Origin of the sequence: Salinisphaera sp. G21_0, assembly GCF_017744115.1 — a bacterium.
Taxonomy (GTDB): domain Bacteria; phylum Pseudomonadota; class Gammaproteobacteria; order Pseudomonadales; family Endozoicomonadaceae; genus Endozoicomonas.
On the sequence record NZ_JAGHQW010000020.1, the window covers coordinates 24,017 to 50,689 of the forward strand.

The window sequence follows — 26,673 nt, forward strand, 5'->3', positions numbered from 1 at the left end:
TGTGAGAGAAAGATGCCAAAACGTACTGATATTGAAAGTATTCTGATACTCGGGGCTGGTCCAATTATTATCGGGCAGGCCTGTGAGTTTGACTATTCCGGAGCGCAGGCCTGTAAGGCGCTGAAGGAAGAGGGGTTTCGGGTCATCCTGGTAAACTCCAACCCGGCGACCATTATGACCGACCCGGCCATGGCGGACTCAACCTATATTGAGCCAATCCGCTGGGAGACCGTCGAGAAGATTATCGAAAAAGAGCGCCCGGATGCGATTCTTCCCACCATGGGCGGTCAGACCGCGCTGAACTGTGCCCTGGATCTGTTCCATAAAGGTGTGCTGAAAAAGTACGGCGTGGCCATGATTGGTGCCAACCAGCAGGCCATCGACAAAGCCGAAGATCGCCAGCTGTTTGACCAGGCCATGAAAAATATCGGTCTGGCAACGCCGCGCTCCGGTATTGCCCATACCATGGAAGAAGCCCGCGCCGTTCTCGATCAGGTTGGCTTCCCCTGTATTATTCGTCCGTCGTTTACCATGGGCGGTACCGGGGGGGGGATTGCTTATAACAAGGAAGAGTTTGAAGAGATCTGCTTCCGTGGCCTCGACCTTTCGCCCACCAATGAGCTGCTGATTGATGAGTCGCTGATTGGCTGGAAAGAGTACGAGATGGAAGTGGTTCGTGACCGCAATGATAACTGCATCATTGTCTGCGCCATCGAAAACTTTGACCCCATGGGGGTTCACACCGGAGATTCCATTACCGTCGCGCCAGCCCAGACGCTGACCGATAAGGAATACCAGATCATGCGTAACGCCTCCATTGCGGTGCTGCGTGAGATTGGTGTGGAAACCGGCGGTTCCAACGTACAGTTTGGTATCTGCCCGGACACCGGTCGTATGGTGGTCATTGAGATGAACCCCCGGGTATCCCGTTCTTCTGCTTTGGCTTCCAAGGCCACCGGTTTCCCCATTGCCCGTGTTGCTGCCAAGCTGGCGGTGGGTTACACCCTGGATGAGTTGAGCAATGAGATCACCGGTGGTGTGGTGCCAGCCTCGTTTGAGCCATCCATCGATTACGTGGTGACCAAAATCCCCCGCTTTGCCTTTGAGAAGTTCCCTCAGGCAGATGACCGTCTGACCACTCAGATGAAGTCGGTGGGTGAGGTAATGGCCATTGGTCGTTCATTCCAGGAGTCTGTGCAGAAAGCACTGCGTGGCCTGGAAACTGGTGCCACGGGCTTTAACTCCATGTTTGATATCAAACTGGATGCCTGCTCTGATGCAGAGCGTGAAGATGCGCTGGCCAGAATCCGTCGTGAACTGGTGACACCGAAAGCTGACCGTATCTACTACGTTGCGGATGCCTTCCGTGCCGGTATGACCCTGGAAGCGATCTTTGCTGAGTGTATGATCGATCCATGGTTCCTGGTACAGATTCAGGACCTGGTGAATGAAGAAGCGTTATTGGCTGACGACGCCGTTAATGGTAAAGGTTTGGCCTCTCTGTCGAAAGAGCGCCTGTTCCGTCTGAAGCAGAAAGGCTTCAGCGATGCGCGTATGGCGGAACTGCTGGGTATTAAAGAAGCCGAAGTACGCAACTATCGTCGTAAACAACAGGTTAAGCCCGTCTATAAGCGCGTGGACACCTGTGCGGCTGAATTCCAGTCTACGACAGCGTACATGTACTCTTCCTATGATGAAGAGTGTGAAGCCGAGCCTTCTGGCCGTGAAAAGATCATGGTGATTGGTGGTGGACCAAACCGTATCGGTCAGGGTATCGAGTTTGACTACTGCTGTGTCCATGCGGCACTGGCGGCGCGGGAAGACGGCTACGAAACCATTATGGTTAATTGTAATCCGGAGACCGTTTCTACCGATTACGACACCTCTGACCGACTCTACTTTGAGCCGGTAACCCTGGAAGATGTGCTGGCCATCATCGATGTTGAGAAACCCACCGGGGTGATTGTTCAGTACGGTGGGCAGACTCCGCTGAAACTGGCCCGTGCCCTTGAAGCCGAAGGTGTGCCAATTATCGGTACCAGCCCTGAAGCCATTGACCGTGCCGAAGACCGTGAGCGCTTCCAGCAGATGATCCAGAAACTGGGTCTGTTGCAGCCCGCTAACGCCACGGTTCGCAGTGAACAGGAAGCGGTGGCCAAAGCGGCGGAGATTGGCTATCCACTGGTGGTTCGTCCCTCCTATGTTCTGGGTGGCCGTGCCATGGAAATTGTCGCCGGCGAAGATGAGCTGGTGCGTTATATGAAAGACGCTGTTCAGGTATCGAACGACAGCCCGGTGCTATTGGACTACTTCCTGAACCGTGCGGTAGAAGTGGACGTTGATGCAGTGTGTGATGGTGAGCGTGTGGTGATTGGCGCGATCATGCAGCACATCGAGCAGGCGGGTATTCACTCCGGTGACTCCAGCTGCTCGCTGCCGCCTTACAGCCTGAACCGTCGTCATCAGGATGAAATCCGTGAGCAGGTTCGTGCCATGGCCCTGGAATTGGGTGTTGTGGGCCTGATGAACGTGCAGCTGGCCATTCAGGATGACCAGATCTTCGTGATTGAGGTGAACCCCAGGGCTTCCCGTACCGTGCCATTTGTCTCCAAGTGCATTGGTCACTCCCTGGCCAAGATTGCGGCACGGGTGATGATGGGCAAAACCCTGGAAGAGCTGAACTTTACTGCTGAGATTGTGCCGCCTTACTACAGTGTCAAAGAAGCGGTTTTCCCATTCAATAAGTTCCCCGGCGTGGATCCGATTCTTGGCCCGGAGATGAAATCCACCGGCGAAGTGATGGGCGTTGGGGCTACCTTCCCGGAAGCCTTCCACAAGGCGCAGCTGGCTGAGAACATGCAGCTGCCACAGGGGGGTAAGGTCATTCTCTCCGTCCGGGATTTTGACAAACCGGAGTTGCCGATGGTAGCTCGTCTGCTGATGGATATCGGCTTCGAGCTGCTGGCCACCTCCGGCACGGCAAAAGTGATTGAAGAAGCCGGTTTGCCGGTCACCACCATCAACAAAGTGCATCAGGGAAGACCGCATTTGGTGGACATGATCGTCAATGGTGATATAGCCTTCGTCATCAATACGACTGAAGGTCGTCAGGCCATAGCTGATTCTTACCTGATCCGTCGCTCTGCATTGACCAATAAGGTGCTATATACAACCACCATGGCAGGAGCAGAAGCGATTGCGCGTTCGATCGCCTTTGGATCTGAAAGATTGGTCAGACGGCTTCAGGATCTACACGAAGGTAACGTTGGATGAAAAGAATTCCCATGACGGTGGAGGGTGAAAAAGCCCTCCGTGAGGAACTGGCTCATTTGAAGGGGGTGGAACGTCCTCGTATTTCTGCGGCTATTGCTGAAGCACGTGAGCTCGGAGACCTTAAGGAGAATGCTGAATACCATGCCGCCCGTGAGCAGCAGAGCTTTGCCGAAGGTCGCATCAACGAGATTGAGGCCAAGCTCTCCAATGCCCAGGTCATTGATATTACCACCATCACCAAGACCGGCAAGGTGCTGTTCGGTACCACGATTGTACTGATCAACCTGGATGATGACCGGGAAGTCACCTACAAGATTGTCGGTGATGATGAAGCGGATATCAAAGTGAACAAGATCTCTGTCAACTCACCCATTGCCCGGGCCCTGATCGGCAAGGAAGAAGGGGATGTGGTAGTGGTTAACACCCCTTCTGGCGGGGTGGAATATGAGATCGATGAAGTGCAGCATATTTGATTAATGCATCACTGAGCGCAGTATCTTTTTCCATATTTATTGAAACCCTGTGTTGTCTGAGGCAGCACAGGGCTTTATTTTTTTGGCTAACGAATTTGTACTTACCGGTGGTCAGCTTTAATTATCAATCTTATTCATTCAAGAGGTGCATTGATGTGAGCTCACCGTATGCATTAAGAGGAGCAGATGAATTGGCCGACGGGAGATGCTCATCTCCCGGGTAAGAAGGGGCATGCTGGTAATGCAATCTTTGGCACTCTTTTTGCCGGTTGAGTATGTGGTAACTTTTCTGGTGATCCCAACCGACTCCCCTTTCGTGCTCTGCGTAAGCAGAGTCCTGGCGACACTTCCTCTGCCGCTCCATGTTGAACTCCTGGCGACGCTTCCTATACCACTGCATGCTGAGCTCCTTTCGGCGCTGTGCGTAAGCAGGATCTTTGTAACGCTGTCTGTTAAGCGCCCTTTCGCGCGCAGAGTATGCGGGGTCTTTACGGAGCTCCCTTTGGCGCAGCCTTTGGCGCTCCCGGAAAGCAGGGTCTTTGCGACGTTCCCTTTGATACTCCCTTTGATAGTTCTTCAGGTGCTCTGCGAAATCGGGATCATTTATGTAGCGCATCTTTCTATTCAGATTTTGGCGCTCTTTGTACAGCCTTTGGCGCTCTGTGTATGAAGAATCATTCTTGTGGCGCTTCCTTTGGAACCCCCTTTGTTTCTCCTGGCAAGCAGGATTATTGTGAAGCTCCTTCTTGTTGTGCTTAACGATTGGAGAGTTACCATCAACTATTCCCTGTGCCCGGGTTGTTTGGTTCAGGCTGAGTGGGTTAAGCACAGCACTTGGTTGTAAATCCTCTGGGTTGTCGACAGGAAAATGAGTTAACCTGTTTTCTGGATTCAAATAGCTTACTGATGTTGGCTCCATGATCTCAGGTTCGCTTCCTGATAAGCATACCTGCTGAATAAAGGGAATATCTGATGGCAACGTATAATGAAATTGTTGATCATCAGAATTCCAGTGTACATATTGATCCAGAGCTGATTGAGGTATCTCGGGAATATCATTTACGAAAGTGTTTGCTGAAGCGGAAAGGGTTGAAGAATTAATAGTATATTTATTCAATGAATTAAAAGAGTCTGTAAAATTTTCATGTGTATCTGACTGATTATGGTAAACCGGAAAAGGAGTGCTCAGTGTCTGAACAGACATGCCCAGGTATTGAGGCTGTTGTCCACTGACACCAGATTTATACGTTTGCCCCGGTAAATCTGACAAGCCGCAATGAAGGCCGTCAAAATAGCAATCGAATGAAGGTATGTTATTAAGGGGATTCATTGAATTGTAGCATTACTGACTTACAGCTAGAGATCACTCTTTCTTATAAAAGTTCCTTTGTGACACGGTTTCAATATAATTGATGTCCTGGCTCCGTTCGTCCTGAACCGGGGCCAGGGCAACGCAGGAGCCGTTGCCGTGTAGGGCCGTGTTAAGTCCGACAGTTCTAAACAAGCATTGGTTTCAGGAAGCGGCCGGTATGAGACTCTGAAACATCCGATACGGCTTCCGGGGTGCCAGCGGCAATAATCTGCCCGCCGCCATCACCACCCTCCGGGCCCAGGTCAATAATCCAGTCTGCCGTTTTAATCACATCCAGGTTGTGCTCAATGACGACCACGCTGTTGCCATGATCCCGCAAGCGATGAAGGACAGAGAGTAGCTGTTCAATGTCGTGAAAATGGAGCCCGGTGGTGGGCTCGTCCAGTATATAGAGTGTTTTACCGGTATCCCGTTTGGACAGCTCTTTCGCCAGTTTCACCCGCTGGGCTTCACCACCAGACAGGGTGGTGGCGTTCTGCCCGAGATGAATGTAGGAAAGCCCTACATCCATCAGGGTTTGCAGTTTGCGCTTGACTGCGGGTATTGGATCGAAGTATTGCAAGGCTTCTTCCACGGTCATTTCAAGTACTTCGTGGATGCTCTTGCCTTTATATTTTACTTCCAGGGTTTCACGGTTATAACGTTTGCCCTTACAGACATCGCAGGCAACGTAGATATCTGGCAAAAAGTGCATCTCTACCTTGATAACACCATCTCCCTGACAGGCCTCGCATCGGCCACCTTTAACATTAAAGCTGAAACGACCGGGTTTATAGCCCCGTGAACGGGCTTCCTGAGTGCCTGCGAAGAGTTCACGAATGGCGGTAAAAATCCCGGTGTAGGTGGCCGGGTTAGAACGTGGTGTCCGGCCAATGGGGCTCTGGTCAATATCAATGCATTTATCAAAGTGCTGAATGCCGGTCAGCTTTTTATAGGGAGCAGCGGTTAATGTTGTTGCTTTATTGAGCGCTGTGGCGGCCAGCGGATACAGTGTGCCATTGATTAAGGTGGACTTGCCAGAGCCCGAAACGCCGGTAACACAGGTCATTAAACCCACTGGAATTTCCAGTGTGACATTTTTCAGGTTATTGCCGCTGCAACCACTGAGCTTCAGGGTTTTCTTTGTGTCTGCGGGCGTTCTTTTGAATGGTACATTGATCTTGCGAATACCTGAGAGGTATTGACCCGTTAAAGAATCCGGCGAGTCCATGATCTGTCCGGGGGTTCCCTGGGCGACGATGGCACCACCATGAACACCGGCTCCGGGGCCAATATCGATAACATGATCAGCGCTGCGAATGGCATCTTCATCATGTTCAACGACGATCACCGTATTACCCAGGTCTCGCAAACGGGTCAGCGTATTCAGAAGACGTTCATTGTCCCGTTGATGCAGCCCGATACTGGGTTCATCAAGAATATACATAACCCCCACAAGACCTGCGCCAATCTGACTGGCCAATCGAATTCTCTGGGCCTCACCACCGGAAAGAGTATCCGCACTGCGCTCCAGGGTAAGATAGTTCAGGCCGACATTGACCAGAAAGCTCAGGCGATCACAGATTTCCTTAAGTACTTTTCTGGCTATCTCGCCACGGCGGCCGGGCAGGTCAAGATCCTGAAAATAGACCAGTGCTTTTTCAACGGGCAATTTAACCAGGTCCGGCAGGGTTTCATTCTGGACAAATACATTCCGGGCTTCTTTGCGTAAACGGGTGCCTTTGCAAGATGGGCATGGCTGGGTGCTGAGGTACTTGGCCAGCTCTTCCCGGACGGACTGGGAGTCGGTGTCCCTGAAACGTCGCTCAAAGTTGGGAATAATGCCTTCAAAAATATGCCGTTTTTTATAGACATCCCCCCGGTCATTGACGTAACTGAAATTGACCTCTTCATCACCGGACCCATGAAGAATAATGTTCTGCTGTTCCGGGCTTAAGTCATCAAACGGGGTGTCAATGCTGAAACCGTAGTGAGCGGCCAGTGATTTCAGCAGGTGAAAGTAGTAAACGCTGCGCCGGTCCCAACCACGGATTGCGCCTTCTGCCAGGGTCAATTCAGGGTGCTGTACTATACGATCCTGGTCGAAGAACTGTTTAACGCCCAGCCCATCACAAGTGGCGCATGCTCCGGCCGGATTGTTAAAGGAAAAAAGCCGTGGTTCCAGCTCATTGAGGCTGTAACCGCATTCAGGGCAGGCGAACCGGGAAGAGAAGACGATGTCGTCTTTAGCGTCATCATCCAAGTAGCTGACAGTAGCAAGACCATCGGTCAACTCAAGGGCCGTTTCAAACGACTCGGAGAGACGCAGTTGTAAATCATCACGCACCTTGAAGCGGTCTATGACCACTTCGATGGTGTGCTTCTTCTTTTTATCCAGCTTTGGTGGTGTATCAAGATCCGTAACAATCCCGTTGATTCTGGCACGGATAAAACCGTTGCTTCTCAGTTCATTGAATACATGGAGGTGTTCACCTTTGCGCCCCCTGACCACCGGGGCCAGCAGCATCAGTTTAGTGCCTTCAGGCAAAGCCAGAACCTGGTCTACCATCTGACTGACGGTTTGAGCTTCCAGGTGCAGGTGGTGTGTCGGGCAGTGGGGAATGCCGACGCGGGCAAACAGCAACCGGAGATAGTCATAGATTTCTGTGATCGTACCGACGGTGGAGCGCGGGTTATGGCTGGTGGATTTCTGCTCAATGGAGATCGCCGGCGACAGTCCTTCGATATGGTCTACATCGGGCTTTTCCATCATGGATAGAAACTGGCGGGCATAGGCTGACAGGGACTCGACATAACGACGCTGGCCTTCTGCATACAGCGTGTCAAAGGCCAGTGAAGATTTACCGGAACCTGATAGTCCGGTGATTACTATCAGGCTGTCACGGGGCATCTCCAGGTTGATGTTTTTCAGATTGTGTGTACGCGCGCCCTGTACGGTAATCTTTTCCACAGCCTTTTCTCCGTGCCAGTGAGAGAGCCTGTTGGTGGCCTTTCTGCAAGCTGAAAAAGGTCACCAACAGGCTCTGAGAGCAAACGGAGTATTATAAGTAGTCGATCGCCAAGTCTGTAGTAAAAATTGCGACATTCAGCAAAAGCATCCAGAGGTGGCCGTTGAAGTAAAGGCCACCTTTGCTGTCGGTAAAATAGCCGGGGCATCGACAGTCCCATTTCAGTGCGGCTGAATCCAGAGCCAAGGTCAGAATTTGACCGGCATAAGGATACTCTGAAACTCTGGATATAAAGTTGTTCAGTGTGTCGGACCATGCAGGTTCATCATTCTTGAATTCAGATGTTTTGTTGTCAGGGGCTGAGGCATCAGGATTTATATAGGATTGAATATAACGCCAGCCATGATATCCAAGGCTCAGGAGATAGTAGGTAAAAAAGAAACCTTTGGTCATTAACCTGTCCGGTTTATTGCTGATATCCATTAATTTGCCGCTACAGGGGCAGGCTTCCTGTTGAGTCCAGAGGATGTTTCCTGAGTCCAGGAGTTTGTATACGTGCACTGCCATATAGGACCACATCAGCAGGTTTCGGGTAGTGAGTAATATCTGCTTGGTTTTATGGTAGGGGCTATGGGAGATAAGAATGACTGACTGATCATTAGGGTCAATTGACATGGGGAGCTTACAGTCAGTGCTTTTCAACGCTTGCAATTTCTCAATGCGGTCGTTACTTGAGATTGTGCAGAGGGTTTCTTTTCCGTGTTCATTAATTGTCGTGTAGCTGACTGACATCGAGAAGCTTGTGGTTTCTTCTTTGATGGTGTCGGAAAGACATGGTAGAGAAAAGGTAACCAGCATGGACAGGATGCATCGAGCCCAAAAATTAAACAAATGTCGTGTTATTTTGATAATTTTATTATCCCGGGCAAGGGGGTAGGTGCTTTTTGACATGGATAACGTTTATCCCTCTGGTTTACTCTCCAACCAACGTGATGGTTTTGAATAGCTCTAAAAGGGTACCAACCAAAATATTGATTTATTTGATTTTGCAGGCTGGCCATGTTCGTCAGCCAGGCACTTTATTGGAAATGCCTTGTCCGGTTTATATTGCCATATCAAGGGCAAAGTGTAATAAATCCAGACCGAGTATCAGACTGTTTATGTTAAAGCCATAGTCAGGGGCTTCTAGCCACCACATAATAAGATCTGCGCTTATGACCAGGATGTGACCTCCAAGGCCAAGGCTTTCAGGTTCATCGTTATTACGGTTATCCCGGCCATCAGGATAAAAGTAAGATGAGAGGTGTTTACCAAGGAATGGGTAGAGTGTCTGGTTGGCATTACGGGACAAGCCTACATTATATAGTGCTGAAGAACCCAGGTATTTCAGTACTTCACCAGGATGAAAAACTACCAGATTGAGGACAGCAAAAGACAAGGTGCGAGAGATATTGACGGCATGGAGGCCGCTGTTTAACCACATTAAATAGTATTTGGAGGTCATCAGGATCGACCTGGGACCAGTGCTTGTTTTTAATGTGACCTCAACATCAATATCGGGGTTATTTCGAAGTGTTTCCAGAGTACAGCCAGCTTTGTGCAGCCTTTCCCGTTCTTCTTGAGTTTCATTCCCGGTCACAATGCAGCTGGTTTCTGTGCCATCACTATTTTGCTTTATGTAATGTGCCGAAATGGGTGTTTCGGAATCTGATGTGTCAGCAGGAAATGCCGTAGATGCAGCAAGTAAGGGAAAACAAATGGCTAATATAAAAAAGATGGTTTTTTTTAAAATATCACTCATGGATTAATCTGCTCAAGTGAGGATAGCGTACTAATACCTGATAGTTTCGATGTCAGGCTGCTGCCGCTATCGTTAAACCAGATCCTGATACGTGTGCCCGACTATTGTCTTTGATAAGCTGTTTTTGATAAGCACATAACGGATTTTCAACAGGCTTTGACTTGAACTTATAGTCAACATGTTATGGTTGCAACAGTGACATTTTGTCGCAGACACAATAGAGTGTTTTGGCCTGACCACCTGACCCGGCGGCGATTGCCTGAGCGCTGGGTAAAACATCAACGGGTCTCACCGTCACTAATGATGATTCTCCCTGGGCTATAATCCGTGAGCATGATTTCTGCATAGCATCCGGGATCCGGATCCTGATAGACTTGCGGCGACACTGTTTATCAGTAATTTTATCAGTTATAACCACCAAAAAAATTCAGGACTTTGCTGTTATCCCATGTCATTTGTTGAATTAAAAGCGGCTGTATCCCTTTCCCTGGTCTTTGTCTTTCGGATGCTTGGACTTTTTATGGTACTGCCTGTTCTGGCTCTTTTTGCTGACGATCTTCAGGGCGCTTCGCCCAGTTTGATCGGGGTGGCCATTGGTGCCTATGGGTTCAGCCAGGCCATATTACAGATTCCGTTTGGCTGGCTTTCTGATCGTTGGGGCAGGAAGCCCGTTATTCTGCTGGGACTGTTTATTTTTCTACTGGGAAGCGTTCTGGCGGCACAGGCTACCACCATCGAGGGAGTGATTGCCGGGCGTATTTTACAGGGGTGTGGTGCCATTGCCGGCGCAGTGACAGCGTTGATGGCTGACCTTACCCGGGATCAGCATCGAACCAAGGCCATGGCCATGATTGGCATGGGCATTGGCCTTGCCTTTGCCATTGCCATGGTGCTGGGGCCGGTGGTCAGTGATATCTGGGGGCTGTCCGGACTCTTTATCTCTAATGCCCTGATGGCGGTGGCCGCGATGCTGGTTATTATCCTGCTGGTGCCAACGCCGGTCATTAAACGGCGGGACTTAAACAGCTCTGTTGATCGTCAGGTGTTGCACCAGGTCTTCACTAACCTGGAGTTGCTGAGGCACATGATTGGAATTTTTACCCTCCATTTTGTGTTGATGGCTTTATTTATTTTTATTCCCGAGCTTTTGAGCAAAGATTTTGACCGCTCTGCTCATGGCGGTATTTATCTGGCCGTCCTGGGCCTGTCATTTGTTATGATGATCCCCCTTATTATTTTCAGTGAGCGTCAGCGACTGCTCAAGCAGTGCTACAGCTTTAGCATTATCATTCTGTTCGTGGCATTTGCGCTGTTTTATCAAGGCATGCTCAGTGCCACGATGTTGTTGGCGGGCTTATTGATTTTCTTTTTTGGATTTAATTTTCTGGAAGCCACGCTGCCATCCCTGGTCAGCAAACTCGCGCCTGTGGGAACCCGTGGCACTGTCATGGGAGGCTACTCAACCAGCCAGTTTCTGGGGGCTGCCCTGGGCGGCAGCCTTGGGGGCGTAGCCATGGAATATGGCGGTGTTCCCGCTGTCATAATGCTTTGTACAATTCCCACTGCCCTGTGGTGCTGGTTGTCTGTTACTATGAAGCAACCACCTTATGTGAGTACTATGGTAATGGCTCTGAATCCTGAGCTTGGTGATGTCAGTTCGGTAGGAGAACGACTTGCTGGTATTGACGGTGTTCAGGAAGTGACAGTGCTTGCCGCAGAGAAAACAGCTTATCTGAAAGTTGATAAGCAGGCACTGAACTGGTCCGAGTTAAGACAGTTTGGGCAGTGCTAGGTTCAGATATTAAACCTGCGGGTTGATACAGAATAAAAACGGGGAACCAAGTATAGGGCCTTTGTTTTAATTGAGCATTTTTAATATGGTGTGGTCCTGTAAGGCTACTCCATGGTGTCTTCAATGAATGGGCTCTGTTCTTGGAGGCTATTTGAGTTTGAGTGAATATGGCGGAGAAGCTAAATGGCTCGAGGCGTTAATAAAGTAATACTGATTGGTAATCTGGGTAACGATCCGGATGTACGTTTTACTCCCAATGGCAGTGCCGTTGCCAACCTGAGTCTGGCAACCAGTGAGTCCTGGAAAGACCGTAATACCGGTCAGCAACAGGAGAAAACGGAGTGGCACCGGGTGGTTATTTTCGGCAAGCTGGCTGAGATCGCCCAGCAGTACCTTCGTAAAGGATCGAAAGTCTATATCGAAGGTAAGCTGCAGACACGCAAGTGGCAGGGTCAGGACGGTCAGGATCGGTATACTACCGAGATTGTTGTTGATGGATTCAGTGGCCAGCTGCAGATGCTGGATGGCCGTCAGGAAGGCGCTATGGGGGCTCCGATGGGAGGTGGCTACCAGCAGCAGGCACCGCAACAACAGCAGTCTTATGCTCCGCAGCAGCCTCAGCAATACGGATCACCACAACAACAACATCAACCAGCGCAGTCGCAGCAACCGCAATCAACTCCCCAGCCACAGCCTGCTGGTGGTTTTGACGATTTTGATGATGATATCCCGTTCTGAGTTAAGAACCTCTCTCCGCGAGCGCCGGCGGGCATTAAGCGCTGACCAGCAGGTCAGCGCTGGTGTAATGTTGTGTGATATTCTCAGTGCCCGGCCTGAGCTTGCAGATAGCCAGCACATTGCTATTTATATAGCCAGTGATGGCGAAATAAATCCGGACGTTCTCCGTGATTTTCTCTGGAATTCTGGCAAACAATGTTATCTGCCAGTGATTGGGAGCAATAACAACCTTCTGTTTATTGAATACCTGCCCGACACTCATCTGGTTTTGAATCGTTTTGGAATCCCTGAGCCTTCCTTGCAGGAGGTAGAACCGATTTCACCGGAAAAGCTGGATGTTGTCCTTGTACCTTTAACCGGTTTTGATGAAGCTGGCAGAAGGCTTGGCATGGGAGGAGGCTTCTATGACAAAACATTTGCTTTTACCCGTACTGCGAAAAAGCCAATACTTATCGGCCTTGCCCATGAGTGTCAGAAAGTTGAATCGATCCCTGTAGAACATTGGGATATAGACATGTCTGGTATTGCAACGGACAGTCGCTATTACTCGGTATAATTTGTTCTGGTAAAAACCACCCTGTTTTACCAAGAGGGTGGTACTGTTTGGATATTGTCAGAGATTAACATTAATCATTCAGAATACCGGACTAATAGCTTTCGCAGGCTTCTCCGGGAATACGCATAAGGGCTGGTTTACCGTAGGCAGATGTTAGCGCAGTAATCGTTGATACTTTTGAGTCGGTTCCAGAGTTTGTCAGACAGAAAGATACATCATCACCCTTTATGACAGAGGCTTGAGCTTTTCCATAACTGTACAATGTGCATGAACTTTTCTGAACATTGATAGTAGACGTTTGTCGGCCATCAGAAACAGTGACGAATAAGTCAATTGGGTTTTCAGTGATGTATGCACTTCCTGCCGTTGTCCACCCGGTCATCTGCTTAACTAATAACAGGTTGGTGATACCTCTGTTTTTTGGTACAAAAAGATTGTCGCCAATATGCTCAAATTGTGAGTCGTTCTGTATTGATCCCTGATTTACCAGAACGCTGTCGATATAATAGCCATCCTCGGTCGTCAGTGTCATCATGCCACAGACGTAATCATTGGCAACGGGCAGTAATCTTAATAGCTGGCTCAGAAAGACGTTGTGGGCAACACGGTTGGAAAGAACGTTGGTAGCACTTATGTCATAGACCTTTTGCGGGATGTATGACAATACTTTTGCAAAAGGGCTTTCCGGAGCATAGTTCCCACCACCTATAAGAATGGTTGCATGAGCAGCCAGCTCAAGAAAAGAGAAAGTACCGCTACTGAGAATGGCTGGAAAAGAACTCCCGCCTGAATACCCATCCTCAACCCCGACTCTGGTATCGGAAGGGACTCCCCATGATGCCGATGTGATTGATAACAATAAGACGACGAATAAACACTTTCCTCTAAACATGCTAACCCCTTATCCGGATGGCTGTTTTAATTAAGAAAAACGGTTCTCTCTAAATAAAGATCAGAACCGAACGGTTGGACAGTAAGCAAGCCTTATTATTCCTAGCTTTAAATATATTTTTTTGAAATATTTCATGGCTGTTTATTAATTTAAGCTCGGTAATGGAACTCGCTTACTGCATGGAGAGATACTAAGAGGGATTCTAGAGTAATATTTTATTTCCGCAAAATGGTATGGCTATATAAAAAAATAGATAAATGTTTTTTTTTTATATAAAGGGATTTTCATAATCAATATATATAAAGCCGTAGTTGTTATATTTCCTGTCAGGTTGTTTTAATTAGTACTATGGTTTTTATCTTGTGGTTAATAAAATGGTTTTTCTGCTATTCGTCATATAATTTTGTAAATAATCTTTGAGTGATTTTTAATTTATGCGATTTAACCATTAAGTAGCTAACCATATGAAATCGTATATTTCTGACTCCTTGTGCTGGCACTCTGCTTCGTTACAACTCCGGTCACATAGCTACGGCTATGCTCCCTCCGTTGTGCCTCGCATAGTACCAGCCCAAGTAGCCAGAAATATTCGATTCCATATGGCCAGCTACTTATGCAAAAGCAGGCGTGCTTTCTGTTGATTTCTGTTGGTGTGGCAAGGGATGCGTTCATGGATCGTCCCGAACTGTTGGCAATGATTCGCCCTGTGGCTGGTGGCTTCTTTTATCCCATGGATGAAATTGTCCTGATGGAATACCAGATTAAAGATGCAGCCATGGCAGGTGCTGATGCTATGGAAACATCAGCTCTGTGAAGGTTGGTCAGATGAAGTCTATGATGGCACCAACATAAGATATACCCCTGTTCTTAATCACTAACCTTCGTTATCTTAAAAGATATTGCTTTAGGGTGATCGTTCGTTCTTCGGGGCAATGCAGGAGTTGTTGCCTTGAATAACCGTTGCTTTTGGGATTGCCCCCTGCTCGCATGGCCGGTCGACGCGTGCGACAGTGGATGTTAAAACTCATACAGGGAAGCTAATGATGAAATGGATGACCATCATTGTTTTTATGGTGTTGTTTCTTGTTCCCACAGGTAGGTCAGAAGCGAATTCCCCGGGCAAGTTTGCCCAGGTTTCACCGCGAGAGGCCTTGAGTGGTACAGCAAACGATGCGGTTATCGTCGATAGTCAAAATAGCTGGCTAACCGGTATATTGGTTGGAATCCCTGGCTCCAGAGAGTGGGTTAATGGGGTTTTGTGGAGTTCCGGGGAGTTGGCGGTGCATGCAAGTAAAGCGTCGCAGCTTTCTCAGTACCCTTCATTTCAATATTTACTGTCTGTCGAAGCATCGGGCCGGGAGCTTTGGAAGGATCTGGTTGCTACACCAGATTCAGATGCGCTCATTTTTTTCTTTAGAAGTAAAGCTTTCTGGAGCAGTCCTTTCAGTTCCGAAAGTGACTTCATTCTTACGGATATTTCCTCTTTGGCAGAGGATTTTTCCGTTTCTCATTCTTTTAAAGCATTTCCGGAAGGGGCTGAAGTTGATTGGGATTATCACAGCAACTGGTTTTATCGTGAGAAAGTCGACAGTGGGCTGGTCACCAGAGTTCAGCGGATAAACAGACGTTTGTTCAGTGATCTTTGTATTATTGATGTTCATTTAGGCGGCAACCGACGTGTTGTCAGTTATCGGGATGAATGGATACCCGAACAGAGTTTCCTCAACGAATCGGGTGAGAAAACTGTAAGTTTGCCCGTTAAAAAACGTGGGGCAGGTAACGATCATCCGTTTGTCCCTGATGTTGGACAGTTTACCACTTATCAGGAAAGCCTTTGCCGCTATGCAGAAGATGCTGCTGCTGCGAATCAGAAAGTGAATATTCTCTATTCGGATTTTTGGGATTCCAGTGAGCGCCTGGTCGAAGCAGAGGTTTATAAAATATGGGTTGAAGCGACAGAGTAGCTGTTTCGATACCACTTGTTCAAAGCATAACATCATTGCAGACAGTTTATGCGGGTTTTGCAGCAACAGGCTGAGATTATAAGTTCATTGCCTGCCGGGTTATCCAATCAGATCAATTTGTTCCGGGTTAAGTTATCAGTTATACATTTGAACCTTTTTGAGGAATGAGTGTCATAGGAATAAAAAAGATTTCATGCAGCATGCAGAAAGCAATCCGATGCAAAGCGGTTTCAGTCATGGCATAGGCAGCGACATTAGTCCAACTACCAATACTCCGGCAGTTGACCGTGGCAGTGATGGTCAGCGTAACCGCACCGATCCTGATTCTGGTGAGCGCGGCACCCAGCCACAGGAGCGTGTTGAAAACCGTTGTCGTTTAAATGTGTGGCTGGTCGACAGAGTCACCAACACCCGTCGTGAGGTTGTCTCGACGTCAATTTGCCTGGAGGGGGCTGCTGCTGATCAGATTCGCAGGCGTGGTATTAGCGTTGTTGCAAGAGTGGTGAATTATTCTGAGCCACCCGGTACTGAAAATGCAGCTACTGCAACAGCCATGCCACAAGAACCACAGGCCGATGTCGTGCAGGCGGCAACAAATCAGGGTAGTGATGGCAATGCCGGGCTTGAATACTGGCTTGACCGCTTTCTGGATATTCCCCTGGATCGGTTTGCGGTACCCGGTGACGACGTTTTGGACATGTTTGCCAACATTAACCTGCAAGTAGATGGTAGCAAGTTGACCGCTGAGGAATTGCGGTCTGCAGGTTTGAAGCGGGTGCTGAACAGACATGTGGCTGCCTGGCTGGAGAAGAAGCAAGATCGGAACCAGACAACAGGAAAACTGCTGGGCTTGCAAAAACTGATGCATGAGGATATGACCACCTATTTCCGAAACTGGGTGCTGCTGAAGTGTTACAGCGATATGCTTCGGGGTAAGCCGGTGTCTGAAACTGACCGTCAGCATCTGATACAGGCCCTGAATCAAAGTGTGTTGAATGATTTTGCTGAGTTGACCAGTCAAGCCAGCATGATGATGGATTTTTATTCATTAAGTCTGCTCTATTTTATGGGAGGGTTGCCGTTCTTTGAGGATGGCGTTAACTACCACAAGGGCATTACCTTGCTCGCCTACTGCCCGACAATTATCAAGGAAATGTTTTTTTATTTGTCCCCGGTCAGCTTCTCTCCCTACGATTATGTGCGTTTTGCCCCGGTGAGCTTCACGTCATTGTTTGTCGATCAGCCTAATGTGCCACCACAAACCAAGCTTGGTGCTGCAATGCAGATAATGGTGATGTCTTATTTACAGCAGGTGAACGCTCACTTTCTGGTAGACAAGCGGTATAAACGCTCACGCTGGTTCTCTGACTCAGAGTTAAGTTCTGAACTCTTTCATATAGTCAGGGACTTGATTGCAGAATGTCTGTTGTATACCGGAGGTATGAACGGAAGAAATAAGCCATGCAGGCGTAAAATATTGGAGGTTGACAGGAGGTTTCAATCAGCCGTCGCTCGTGCCCGAAAAGACTACATTCAAGGGGAGGGCGACATTCATGCTTTAGTCACCTGTCTTCTGGCAAGCATCCATCAGCGTGCACATTCTGCTTCACCAATGTATAGCTGGAAAGTAGCCAACTTATATCGCAAAGCCGCACAAATGTCCCCTAATCACTGGTCAAGTGCCTATATTTTTTTCCTTAAAGCCCGTAAGTGGGAGTTGGCTGCCGATGCAGCAACTGAATATGCCAGGTATTATCTGAAGAAAAGCCCTCTGCTGGCTGAGTATTGGAGGGATACCAGTGAGCGGATCATGGAGTTGTCTGCCTTTTCGGAATCACCAAAAGGGCAGGCAGCGGTTTCAGATAAAGACTACGATTTTGACGCAGTTCTACGACAGTTTTCTGAAGATGTACCAAAGTTTGACAACCTGCCGGTGGGGCTTGCCCGCAATAAAGGCAGGAAGCGCAATGGTCAAAGAAATGAGTCTGTTAACAAGTCAGAGCATGATGTCATTGAATCCCCGAAGGTGAGTGGAGCTGAGGGGCGCGAGCCAGAGGTGAACAAGCCAGGTCACCGGGAGGTTGCGCCAGTGATCAGGGTGGTTCGATCCGGCAGACATCATGCTGCCTATCCATCGGCTGATTCTCAGGGTTTCCAGGTACAGTCGGCCAGGGGGCCCATAAAGCCATTTGAAAAACTGCTCTCCCGACACTGGAATCCGGTTATTCTGCAAACACTCCGGTGTATCCGGGCGGCCAGGGCCCGTTCGGATATAAACGGCGAGCGGCAGATATACCAGAAGTTGTTGAATCAGCCTCTTTTGAAAACCTGTATTGGCATTGAGCGAATCTGGGAGGAGTGCGCCTGGACGGAGTTGCATCAGTTTGATGATTTTTTCCGCTCGGCTATTATTCCCGATGCACCGATGAGACAGAAGGCCAGGCAATGGGTGCTGGATGCCAGAAATAAATTTATTTTGCCGTCACTGATGCATTGTCTTGAATTGGATCAGATTGACCCGGACATCAACCCTGAAGTCATCTGGAATGCTGTGCAGGCAATGCTGAAACAACCGGAAATCGCCGACGACCCTAAGGTCGATGCTGAAATCAGATTCAGACTGCGTTGCCTGTTCAGTTCCATGGGGCATACTTTCAGTCTCTGGGCTATGACTGATTTATCCAAGGCTAACCAACACCGGCAAAGGGCACAGACATGGTATGGGTACAAAAGAATCGATCCGGGTTATGTTTGGGCCTAGGAGGATTAGACTGAGAATAGCGCCCGTCTAGGCGACCCCGTAGCGAGGATGGCAGAAAATTGAGGATAAAAAGTCGGAAATGCCCACAACCGGGAAAAGGAGCTTCAGGTTTACCTGAACGACCCAACGGTAGCGATTGACACTAATCCATTAAAAGCCGATCTCGACAAGTAGGCGGAGTCTGCCCCCTGTTTGAAAGATTACTTAGCAACTGATTATGAGAGATAACATGGATCTTCGGACAGGTTGGAATACTAAGTCACTGGGCGATCATATACCTGTAAACTCTCCCCAAAGTGATAAGGGCTCAAATGCAGGCGAGGGTATATCTATTCCAGAGAAGCAACAAAACGCAGAGTTGTCTTTTCTGAAGTCTTGCACAATTGTTAGCGTAAATTGTGAAAATAAAGTTGAACAGCCATTAAAAACGATGGCTGAAGACAGCCGCAAAGGGGAAGATGCTCTAGAGAGGGTACACTCACCCGCTTCATATTATTCGTTAGCCTCCTGCCATTATCCATTTATCAAGGAGAATGCCATATGCTAGCTAATTATTTGGCATTCGGGGTAAATTTTTACGACGATATCGATTGCATATATGCACAATGGGAGGACTGGTATTTGTCTATGCCAGAGGTAAAAATACTCCCCTTCGACCCGGCAAGCCTCCAAAAGGGCGATATTGTCCAGTTTTGTGAAACCTGTGTTGATGGCGTTGTTAAACCAAAACACTCTCAATTTTATCTCGGGAACTTGTTGTATATATCTGCATTTGGTTCTCAGGGAAATATAGCGATTCATAAGCTGGAGGAAAGTATCAGCAGATATAGTGATTTTCGCATTGTCAGAAGAGATAAAACAGAGATCGATTCAGTCCCTGAGTGGATTAATTGTCCTCAATCTGACTCATTTTTCCTTTGGTAGCCAGGTTTGTCGAAAGATAGAGTCATAGAGTAAAAGCCTTAATTCGTTTTTACAGCGATAAAGCAGCAGAAGCAGGGAACCTGGCCCTTCACTTCTGCTTATGGCGGCTAAGTAGCTGGCCATATGGAATCGAATATTTCTGGCTACTTGGGCTGGTACTATGCGAGGCACAACGGAGGGAGCATAGCCGTAGCTATGTGACTGGAGTTGTAACGAAGCAGAGTGCCAGCACCAGGAGTCAGAAATATATGATTTCATATGGTTAGCTACTTATACGCCGATAGACTTGTAAAGCGCATCCAGTCCCATCTTACCCGCCATTTTTTTGGTTTCCTGGCGGGACGATTCATCAAAGCCGGTATATACCAGGTCTTCCTGTGGCAACTCATCCAGGAAGCGGCTGGGCAGCGTATCAATGATCTCACCAAACTGTTTTCTTTGCCCGGCCAGTGTCATGGTCAGTGATTTCCTGGCCCGGGTAATGCCGACATAAGTAAGACGACGCTCTTCCTCAATATTATCTTCTTCAATACTGGTTCGGTGAGGCAGCAGCTCTTCCTCCATCCCCATCATAAAGACATGGGGGTATTCAAGACCTTTGGAGGCATGGAGGGTCAGTAGCTGAACACGGTCGGCATCTTCCTCTTCCTCATTGCGTTCCAGCATATCCCGCAGAATCAGCCGGGCAATGGCATCCGCAACCGTTCTGTCTTCATCACCCCGTTCCAGGGTTTGCTGCAGGGCATCCACCAGAAACCAGACATTGGCCATGCGCTTTTCAGCCTGTGCTGGCGTTGAGGAGTGCTGCATCAGCCAGTTTTCATAATCGCTATCAGCAATCATTTCACGAACCACCTGCATAGGGTCTTCGCTGGTTTGCAGTCGTCGTGAAACGTCGTCCATCCACCCGGTAAAGCGTCGCAGCCTGTCGACATACTGAGGTGCCAGGTCCTCTGCAAGGGCAGCTTCTTCACAGGCTTTGTACATACTGATGCGGTGTTTGTTGGCGTAGTTGCCCAGTTTCTCCAGTGTCGATGGCCCAATCTCCCGCTTAGGGGTATTCACCACCCGCAGAAAGGCGTTGTCATCATCCTGATTAATCAGCAGGCGAAGGTAGGCCATGATGTCTTTCACTTCTGCCCGGGCAAAGAACGAGGTGCCGCCATTAATGTGGTAAGGAATACCATGGTGCTGAAGTTTCAGCTCCAGCAGCCGCGACTGAAAATTTCCCCGATAGAGAACGGCATAATCTTTATAGCTGTTATCGTGGCGAAGTTTGTGGGCGATGATCTCTGTGGCAATCCGCTCACACTCCATTTCGTCGTTTCGGCATTTAATCACGCGAATTTCATCCCCAACCCCCATCTCACTCCATAATGTTTTTTCAAACACATGTGGGTTATTGGCAATCAGGGTATTTGCTGCTTTCAGGATACGGCTCGTGGAACGGTAATTCTGCTCCAGCTTGATCACCTTTAAGCTGGGGTAGTCTTCTTTCAGCTGCGCCAGATTTTCCGGTTTGGCTCCGCGCCAGGCATAAATGGACTGGTCATCATCACCCACGACGGTCAACTTACGACGGTCGCCCACCAGTCGCCTGACCAGCTCATACTGGGCACCATTGGTGTCCTGGTACTCATCCACCAGCATATAGTGAACTTTATCCTGCCAGCGTTGCAGAACCTCCGGATAATGCCTGAATAACTCCACCGGTTTCATAATCAGGTCATCAAAGTCCACTGAGTTATAGGCTTTCAGCATGCGGTTATAGTGCTCATAAACAATCGCTGCCGTCTGCTCCCAGGGCTGTCTGGCGATCTGTAATGCCTGGGCCGGGGTGATCAGATCATTCTTCCAGTTGGAGATACAGTGTTGAATCTGATCCACACCATTATCATCTGCCGAGGCGTCCCGCTGCATCAGGTCGGTAATCAATGATCGGGCATCCTGCTGATCAAAAATCGAAAACCCTGGTTTATAGCCCAGAACCTGGTACTCACGACGGATAATATTCAGGCCGAGATTATGGAATGTAGAAACCGTCAGTCCGGAAGAGGCCTTGCCTTTCACCAGCTTGCCAACCCGCTCTTTCATTTCCCGGGCGGCTTTGTTGGTAAAGGTAACGGCCACAATGTTTTTGGCACTGATGCCGCACTGTTGAATCAGGTAGGCAATTTTGGTGGTAATAACACTGGTTTTACCACTACCGGCACCGGCAAGTACCAGCAGGGGAGTATCGATGTATTTTACGGCCTCAGCCTGTCGATCATTGAGTCTTTGCACGCGTTCTGTTTCAGGCAAGTCATGGAAGTTAAGCGTCTCAGTATAACAAGGTTAGGGGAGTGGACGATATGTCTGGTCTTCAGGCCAATGCATAGAGGGATTTACTTAACCCGGATATTTCATAAACTGCCCCGAATCTTCAGAGTTTTAACCCACCATCCAGCTCTAAAACCCGCCCATTGTAATAATCATTTTCAAAAATAAAACCAACGGTCCGGGCAATCTCTTCCGGGGTACCCATGCGTCCAACAGGAATGCCGGCAGTTAACCTGGCTTTGGCTTCTGGCTTCATGCCGCCGGTCATTGCGGTTTCAATAACGCCCGGAGCGACGGCTGCACAACGGATGCCGTATTTGGCCAGCTCTTTGGACCAGGTCACGGTCATGGCTGAGACACCGGCTTTGGCCGCTGAGTAGTTGCTTTGTCCAAAGTTCCCTTCACGGGCAATGCTGGTAATATTGACGATGACGCCCTTTGAGCCACTGTCGATCATGCTGGCGGCCACTTCACGGCCGCAGAGGAAGACCCCAGTCAGGTTAACATTTATTACGGACTGCCATTTGTCGAAGGAGAGTTTGTCGGTCACTTTGCCATCTTTGGCTTTGATCAGCAGGCCATCTCTGAGAATACCGGCGTTGTTGACCAGGCCATTCAATGGGCCGAGTTCTGCATAGGCTTTCTGAACAGCCGCTTCAACCTGAGCTTCTTCAGCAACATTGACTGGCAGTGCTATCGCGTTAACCCCTTTTGAACGACAGAGTTCCGTTGCCTGATAAAGTTCGGGAGTATCAAGGTCCATAAGACCCATATTGGCACCACGTTCTGCAAACCAGTTGGCCATTGCCAGACCAAGTCCTCTGGCAGCACCGGTGATCAGGATATTTTTATTTTTGATGTTCATAATTGTTCTTATGCTTTATTGGTAGAAGGTACACTGATCATCCTGAAACGAATCTGAATAAAAGACAATAATTTATAATAAGAGAATTCTTTCTTTGGAGAAGCGGGCAGAACAGAATCCGATTTACTGGTCGGTCGGATTTGTTGGTGAAGCTGGTGTACCAAGGCAAGAAGTTTTTTCATTAAGATGCGAGTACAACCTTCCTACTACCTGCGATCAGGAAATCCCTTACTGGGAACAAAGTCCGGGTTTAGCTCAGGGGCTGGATCAGAAGCATCGCGGGATTGTTCAACAAACTGCCATAATGCCTCTGACAGTTGTTGTACCTGGGTTGTTGGCCTGCATCCGGTTCAGTTGATCTCTCAAATGTTGCGCATTGTTTTCCCCGAAAATCTCAATCAATGCGTCTTTCGAGGATAGTTCCATCTTCTCGTTCACGATCATACAAATCCCGACTGAAAATCCGAACTTTGAAAGGCATGCGCTCATCGAATTTCCTGAGTTTTTCAGCAGTGGAAACCTGGTACCCGCATGAGTGTCCTGTGGATTCTGGCGGGTTATGGGTTGTTGCTGGATTAATCGCTGCTGCCGGGCTTGGGGCTTGAATAATAAGGGAATTATGCATCGTGTTGCACCAAAAGTTCAACAGTCTTGCCCGGAATGAAGCCGGTAGTGCTTCCTGACAACCCTTGAAAAAAAACGACACTGCCTTTATATAGGAGGCTCCAATGATTAACGGGGCCTCTTATGCGCTTCCTCTTTGTGCTATTTATCCTTTTACCCATTCTGGAAATGGTGGTGCTGATTAAAGTGGGCAGTATCATCGGAGCCTGGAATGCGGTTGCCCTGGTTATTCTGTCGGTATTTATTGGCATCGAAGTGATTCGCCGCCAAGGCTTCAGAACCACATTAAGAGCCCGGCAGAAGATGGCGGCAGGCGAACTGCCCGCTATGGAAATGCTGGAAAACCTGGCTATTGCCCTGGGTGGCCTGCTGCTGTTGATTCCCGGTTTTATCACTGATTTTCTTGGGGTATTCCTGTTGATTCCACCGGCTCGTCAGCTGCTGATCCGCCGCTGGCTGAAAGTGAACGGGGTCAAGGTGCAGCAAACCAATATTTATGAGGCTGAGTATCGTCGTGAGCCATCATGGCGTCAGGATCAAACCCACCTCAACCACACCATTGATGGGGACTATACCCGGGAAAATGATGATGGCCGTTCCAGAAGCCAAAAACGCCATTAATTGATAAGCCTTGATTTCCGGGCATATAACGAATTTTTCACTGTTTCTTGAGTTTAGAGCCTCAGTTTTGTGGAAAAGTCAGTTTTTTTTCTATCTGCCTCTTGAAAACTGCGCCAGCTACCCATACTAAGGGGAACACCTGATAAGACTTCGGCAAGGCCTTGAGCTGTTAGTAAAGGCCTGTGCCAAAGTAAACTTTATCCCGGGTGCATACCAGGGAGGTTCGGGTAAACCGGGCCATAGTGAAGCGATAGTGCATCGTTTTACTGCCATTACGTTGATAGCGAGCAGCCTGTAAAAGGTTGCACGGCATAAGCAAACTGTTGGAGAAAGAATCGATGAAAATCCGTCCGTTGCGTGATCGCGTGGTCGTTCGTCGTGTCGAAGAAGAAACTACCTCTGCTGGTGGTATCGTACTGCCAGGTTCTGCCGCTGAAAAGCCTAACCAGGGCATTGTGGTTGCAGTCGGCGATGGCGTGTTTCTGGACAATGGTGAAAAGCGTCCTGTTGGCGTTAACGTTGGTGACAAGGTTATCTTCGGCAAGTATGCAGACTCAAACACCGTGAAGATTGACGGTGAAGAGCTGATCATTCTGTCTGAAAGTGACATCTCCGCCGTTCTGGAAGGCTGATTGTCAGGCAATCACACGGTATTTTTCCGATTTCACAAAATAGTGCACAGGGTCACCAACCATGGCAGCTAAACAAGTTAAATTTGGCGACGAAGCTCGCAAAGAAATGCTCAAGGGCGTCAACATCCTGGCTGACGCTGTAAAAGCTACTCTGGGTCCCAAGGGCCGTAACGTTCTGCTGGAGAAGTCTTTTGGCGCGCCTACCATCACTAAAGATGGTGTGTCTGTTGCCAAGGAAATCGAACTGAAAGACAAGTTCCAGAACATGGGTGCCCAGCTGGTTAAGGAAGTGGCTTCCCAGGCTAACGATCAGGCCGGTGACGGTACGACTACGGCTACCGTTCTGGCCCAGTCTATTCTGAACGAAGGTCTTAAGTACGTTGCGGCCGGCATGAATCCAATGGATCTCAAGCGCGGTATCGACAAGGCGGTAATTGCTGTCGTTGAGCAGCTGAAGGCTATGTCTACTCCTTGTGCCGACAGCAAATCCATCGCTCAGGTTGGTACTATCTCTGCCAACTCCGATGAACTGGTTGGCCAGATCATCGCTGAAGCCATGGAAAAAGTTGGCAAAGAAGGCGTTATCACTGTTGAAGAAGGCAGCGGTCTGGAAAACGAACTGGAAGTTGTTGAAGGCATGCAGTTCGACCGTGGCTACCTGTCTCCATACTTCATCAACAACCAGGAAAGAATGTCCGCTGAACTGGAAAGCCCATTCATCCTGCTGGTTGACAAGAAAATCTCCAATATCCGCGAACTGCTGCCGGTTCTGGAATCCGTTGCCAAAGCTGGCAAGCCACTGATGATCATCGCTGAAGACGTTGAAGGCGAAGCCCTGGCGACTCTGGTGGTGAACAACATGCGCGGTATCGTGAAAGTCACTGCTGTCAAAGCACCGGGCTTCGGTGACCGTCGCAAGGCCATGCTGCAGGATATCGCTATCCTGACTGGCGCTACGGTTATCTCTGAAGAGGTAGGCCTGTCTCTGGAAACGGCAACTCTGGATGACCTGGGTACTGCCAAGCGTGTACAGATTACCAAAGAAGACACCACCATCGTTGACGGTGCTGGCGTTCAGGCTGACATCGTTGCCCGTGTTGAGCAGATCCGTGCCGAGATCGAAAACTCTTCTTCTGACTACGACAAAGAGAAGCTGCAGGAGCGCGTAGCCAAGCTGGCTGGCGGTGTTGCTGTTGTTAAGGTAGGCGCTGCTACCGAAGTTGAGATGAAAGAGAAGAAAGCCCGCGTTGAAGATGCCCTGCACGCTACCCGTGCTGCGGTTGAAGAAGGTGTGGTTGCTGGTGGTGGTGTAGCCCTGGTTCGCGCCCTGTCTGCCATCAACGTTGAAACCGTTAACGCTGAGCAGCGTGCCGGTGTTGAGCTGATCCTGCGTGCCCTGGAAGGCCCGATCCGTCAGATCGCTACCAACTCTGGTGACGAAGCTTCTGTGGTTGTTGACAAGGTTAAGGCGGGTTCTGGTAACTTCGGTTACAACGCTGCTACCGGTGAATATGGCGACATGATCGAAATGGGTATCCTGGATCCAGCCAAGGTTACCCGTTCTGCCCTGCAGGCAGCAGCTTCTGTTGCAGGCCTGATGATCACTACTGCCGCCATGGTTGCTGATGAGCCACAGGACGACGCGCCAGCTATGCCTGATATGGGTGGCATGGGCGGTATGGGTGGCATGGGCGGCATGATGTAATGCGACGATAGTCGTGCAGGTAGCCAGGAGGCTGACCGAGAATAGCGCCCGTCTAGGCGACCCCGTAACGAGGACGACAGAAAATTGAGGATATAAATTCGGTTTTGTGAGGTGAATAGCGGGGCTATTTGCCGAACAAAAGCGGATTTTTAGACCAATTTGCTGTCGACGCAGTAGGTCAGTCTATTCTGGGACAGCCTCCTGGCCTGACTGGGTTACACCGCAAACGACCACTCACTTATCGAGTGTTTGGTCGTTCCACTTCCAGTAGAAAATAGCATGTCAATTTAACCGATATCCGGTCTGAATCATGACCGGATGCTGGCCTCTCACTTATGAGAAAGTCGTCACCAGGTTTCAGGTCTGTACTCGCTGGGTTGCTTCGGGAACATCATGGGAAACTTTACGACCAT

At 49.0% G+C, this 26,673-nt stretch carries 21 protein-coding genes; 12 read left to right on the forward strand and 9 right to left on the reverse strand.

The genetic code is table 11. The features are described from left to right. Positions 1–12: 12 nt before the first annotated feature. On the forward strand, positions 13–3,273 hold the full coding sequence (gene carB, locus J7439_RS10965; protein WP_209201855.1) for a carbamoyl-phosphate synthase large subunit: 3,261 nt from the start codon (positions 13–15) through the stop codon (positions 3,271–3,273). Continuing rightward, entirely contained in the window at positions 3,270–3,746 is a 477-nt protein-coding gene (gene greA / locus J7439_RS10970; protein WP_209201856.1) for a transcription elongation factor GreA, read from the forward strand. The genes carB and greA overlap by 4 nt, the downstream gene beginning before the upstream one ends. A 130-nt stretch (positions 3,747–3,876) precedes the next feature. On the opposite strand, the gene J7439_RS10975 is transcribed toward greA, so the two are convergent. The 4 genes from J7439_RS10975 to J7439_RS10990 all read right to left on the reverse strand — a co-directional run bounded on the left by J7439_RS10975 (position 3,877) and on the right by J7439_RS10990 (position 9,705). After that, complete coding sequence (locus J7439_RS10975; RefSeq protein WP_209201857.1) at positions 3,877–4,863, reverse strand: hypothetical protein; 987 nt, start codon at positions 4,861–4,863, stop codon at positions 3,877–3,879. Positions 4,864–5,242: 379 nt separating this feature from the next. Next, positions 5,243–8,068 carry an excinuclease ABC subunit UvrA gene (uvrA, locus tag J7439_RS10980; protein ID WP_209201858.1) on the reverse strand — a complete coding sequence of 942 codons (2,826 nt, stop codon included), beginning with the start codon at positions 8,066–8,068 and terminating at the stop codon, positions 5,243–5,245. Between the two features lie 91 nt (positions 8,069–8,159). Then, positions 8,160–9,017: a hypothetical protein gene (locus J7439_RS10985; protein WP_209201859.1), complete on the reverse strand. Its 858-nt coding sequence runs from the start codon at positions 9,015–9,017 to the stop codon at positions 8,160–8,162. Positions 9,018–9,168: 151 nt separating this feature from the next. Further along, the gene (locus tag J7439_RS10990; RefSeq protein WP_209201860.1) at positions 9,169–9,705 is read right to left on the reverse strand and encodes a hypothetical protein; all 537 of its coding nucleotides are present in this window, start codon (positions 9,703–9,705) and stop codon (positions 9,169–9,171) included. A 610-nt stretch (positions 9,706–10,315) separates the two neighbouring features. On the opposite strand from J7439_RS10990, the gene J7439_RS10995 reads away from it, so the two are divergent. From J7439_RS10995 to J7439_RS11005, 3 genes are all read left to right on the forward strand, one after another. After that, complete coding sequence (locus tag J7439_RS10995) at positions 10,316–11,659, forward strand: MFS transporter (protein WP_209201861.1); 1,344 nt, start codon at positions 10,316–10,318, stop codon at positions 11,657–11,659. A 183-nt stretch (positions 11,660–11,842) separates the two neighbouring features. Further along, on the forward strand, positions 11,843–12,397 hold the full coding sequence (gene ssb / locus J7439_RS11000; protein ID WP_209201862.1) for a single-stranded DNA-binding protein: 555 nt from the start codon (positions 11,843–11,845) through the stop codon (positions 12,395–12,397). Beyond that, a complete protein-coding gene (locus tag J7439_RS11005; protein WP_209201863.1) occupies positions 12,378–12,953 on the forward strand; it encodes a 5-formyltetrahydrofolate cyclo-ligase in 576 nt (191 codons plus the stop codon). The genes ssb and J7439_RS11005 overlap by 20 nt, the downstream gene beginning before the upstream one ends. 91 nt (positions 12,954–13,044) lie before the next feature. Here the strand turns inward: J7439_RS11005 and J7439_RS11010 are convergent, their stop codons facing one another. After that, positions 13,045–13,845, reverse strand: a complete 801-nt coding sequence (locus tag J7439_RS11010; RefSeq protein WP_209201864.1) for a hypothetical protein — start codon at positions 13,843–13,845, stop codon at positions 13,045–13,047. Positions 13,846–14,515: 670 nt separating this feature from the next. On the opposite strand from J7439_RS11010, the gene J7439_RS11015 reads away from it, so the two are divergent. The 4 genes from J7439_RS11015 (at position 14,516) to J7439_RS11030 (ending at position 19,494) form a co-directional block, all read left to right on the forward strand. Further along, positions 14,516–14,659, forward strand: coding sequence for a hypothetical protein (locus tag J7439_RS11015; RefSeq protein ID WP_209201865.1), 144 nt, complete (start codon positions 14,516–14,518; stop codon positions 14,657–14,659). Positions 14,660–14,885: 226 nt separating this feature from the next. Beyond that, complete coding sequence (locus tag J7439_RS11020; protein ID WP_209201866.1) at positions 14,886–15,809, forward strand: hypothetical protein; 924 nt, start codon at positions 14,886–14,888, stop codon at positions 15,807–15,809. A gap of 217 nt (positions 15,810–16,026) precedes the next feature. Further along, positions 16,027–18,570, forward strand: a complete 2,544-nt coding sequence (locus J7439_RS11025) for a hypothetical protein (RefSeq protein ID WP_209201867.1) — start codon at positions 16,027–16,029, stop codon at positions 18,568–18,570. A gap of 540 nt (positions 18,571–19,110) precedes the next feature. Continuing rightward, a complete protein-coding gene (locus J7439_RS11030; RefSeq protein WP_209201868.1) occupies positions 19,111–19,494 on the forward strand; it encodes a hypothetical protein in 384 nt (127 codons plus the stop codon). 270 nt (positions 19,495–19,764) lie between these two features. On the opposite strand, the gene rep is transcribed toward J7439_RS11030, so the two are convergent. The 3 genes from rep to J7439_RS11045 form a co-directional block, all read right to left on the reverse strand. Continuing rightward, entirely contained in the window at positions 19,765–21,777 is a 2,013-nt protein-coding gene (gene rep / locus J7439_RS11035; RefSeq protein WP_209201869.1) for a DNA helicase Rep, read from the reverse strand. Between the two features lie 139 nt (positions 21,778–21,916). Continuing rightward, positions 21,917–22,678 carry an SDR family oxidoreductase gene (locus J7439_RS11040; protein ID WP_209201870.1) on the reverse strand — a complete coding sequence of 254 codons (762 nt, stop codon included), beginning with the start codon at positions 22,676–22,678 and terminating at the stop codon, positions 21,917–21,919. A gap of 394 nt (positions 22,679–23,072) precedes the next feature. Beyond that, the gene (locus tag J7439_RS11045) at positions 23,073–23,303 is read right to left on the reverse strand and encodes a hypothetical protein (RefSeq protein ID WP_209201871.1); all 231 of its coding nucleotides are present in this window, start codon (positions 23,301–23,303) and stop codon (positions 23,073–23,075) included. A 122-nt stretch (positions 23,304–23,425) separates the two neighbouring features. Between J7439_RS11045 and J7439_RS11050 the strand changes: the two genes are divergently transcribed. Next, complete coding sequence (locus tag J7439_RS11050) at positions 23,426–23,923, forward strand: FxsA family protein (protein WP_209201872.1); 498 nt, start codon at positions 23,426–23,428, stop codon at positions 23,921–23,923. Positions 23,924–24,092: 169 nt separating this feature from the next. Here the strand turns inward: J7439_RS11050 and J7439_RS11055 are convergent, their stop codons facing one another. Next, positions 24,093–24,236, reverse strand: coding sequence for a hypothetical protein (locus J7439_RS11055; protein ID WP_209201873.1), 144 nt, complete (start codon positions 24,234–24,236; stop codon positions 24,093–24,095). 25 nt (positions 24,237–24,261) lie between these two features. On the opposite strand from J7439_RS11055, the gene J7439_RS11060 reads away from it, so the two are divergent. Continuing rightward, positions 24,262–24,555 (forward strand): co-chaperone GroES, encoded by a 294-nt coding sequence (locus J7439_RS11060; RefSeq protein ID WP_101744992.1) that lies wholly within the window; start codon positions 24,262–24,264, stop codon positions 24,553–24,555. 61 nt (positions 24,556–24,616) lie between these two features. Beyond that, positions 24,617–26,260, forward strand: coding sequence for a chaperonin GroEL (gene groL, locus J7439_RS11065; RefSeq protein ID WP_209201874.1), 1,644 nt, complete (start codon positions 24,617–24,619; stop codon positions 26,258–26,260). Positions 26,261–26,673: the final 413 nt, after the last annotated feature.